1 protein-coding gene is annotated in these 1,412 nt (G+C 28.3%); it reads left to right on the top strand.

The genetic code is table 11. The features are described 5' to 3' along the window. Nucleotides 1–245: 245 nt before the first annotated feature. On the top strand, nucleotides 246–1,412 hold a 1,167-nt coding region (locus tag L8W56_RS08690; protein WP_263660025.1), incomplete at its 3' end, for a hypothetical protein.

Here is a 1,412-nt window from a genome sequence, read left to right as displayed (position 1 = left end):
CGACAGCGCTATAGTTGCAGACAATGTCAATCAAATAGCTAATGATATCTTAGAAGATGCTAGGAAGAAAAAATTCTAAATAAGTTAAACCCTTAATGGGTTTAACTTTGATACTCTATTAAATCTACATTTTACATTCAAGCCCACTATTAGAAATACCAAACAAATATTAATTAATTAAAAATAAAAAAATTATTTTTTTAGGATAAAATACATCCTTTTTAAAAACACATAAAGGAGATACATTGTTTTCAAATTTAAAAATAGGGACCAAAATAGTTGGAGTTGTAATTTCCATAGTAATGCTAGGTATTATAATCTTAGCAAGTATTTTTTCCATACAAGCTTCAAATATCTTACACACCGAAGCAGATAAACTACTTCAAATTAATGCTTTTAGATATGCAAATATCGTCCGTGGAGCAACAGAAAGTGTTTATTCAACTTTACTAGGAGTAGAAGATACTATAAAAAATACTATTTCAAATGAAAATAGTATTGATGATACAGAAGTGCAAAATATTTTAGAAGGTGTGCTTGATTCAAATGAAAAAATTGCATATATGTATGTTCATTTTTTTAATACCCCAATCAATCAAAATACCAACCCAAAACTACTTACAAATCAGCATAAATTTTTAATGTTACTTCATGATACTTCTTTAAAAACAGAAGGCGGCGTGCAATTAGTTCAAGCATATGATGCATTTTTACAACAACAAAGTATTAATAATGCTATATCAACACAAAAAGAATCAATAGGAAAACCTCAAATTTTCAACATCAATGGTGAAGAAATTTTTGCATACAATATTGTAATTCCAATCTTTAAAAATGGAAATATTATAGGTGTAGTTGGAGCTTTAGGAAGTTTAACGCATTTTAGAGGAGAGCTAACAGATCCAAAAAGAAGTATTTTCAAAGATGATCAAAGATTATTACTTGGTGCTGAGGGTCTAATAGCAGTTAGTCCTGTTTCTAAATTTACAGGAAAAAGTATTTCAGAAGCAAATCCTCATCCTAGTGCAAAAACATTAATACAATTACAAAAAGATAAAATAAATACTGTTTTTGACTTTACTCGCGCAAGCGATGGAAAGAAAAATAGAGCAGCAATAGCTACTTTTGATCTTTGGGATAACTCACAAGATGCTTGGTCTATTGTGACTATGGCTCCAGTTGATTCTATACAAATGCCTATTACAAAACTTATAACAACCATAGCATTTATATCTCTTTTTGTTATTTTAGTAATTGTGATAATAGTATTTATATACATAAACAAAGCAGTAAGCTCAAGAATTGTTAATTTACAAAACAACCTACTACACTTTTTTAAATTTATCAATCATGAAACCAAAGATACTATTTTAAGTAAAGATACTAAAAGCAATGATGAGTTAAGTATCATG

The organism is Campylobacter sp. IFREMER_LSEM_CL1085, assembly GCF_025772235.1.
Taxonomy (GTDB): Bacteria; Campylobacterota; Campylobacteria; order Campylobacterales; family Campylobacteraceae; genus Campylobacter_D; species Campylobacter_D lari_D.
Note: the sequence above shows the minus strand (reverse complement) of the source record. Positions and strands in the feature narration are given on the sequence as shown.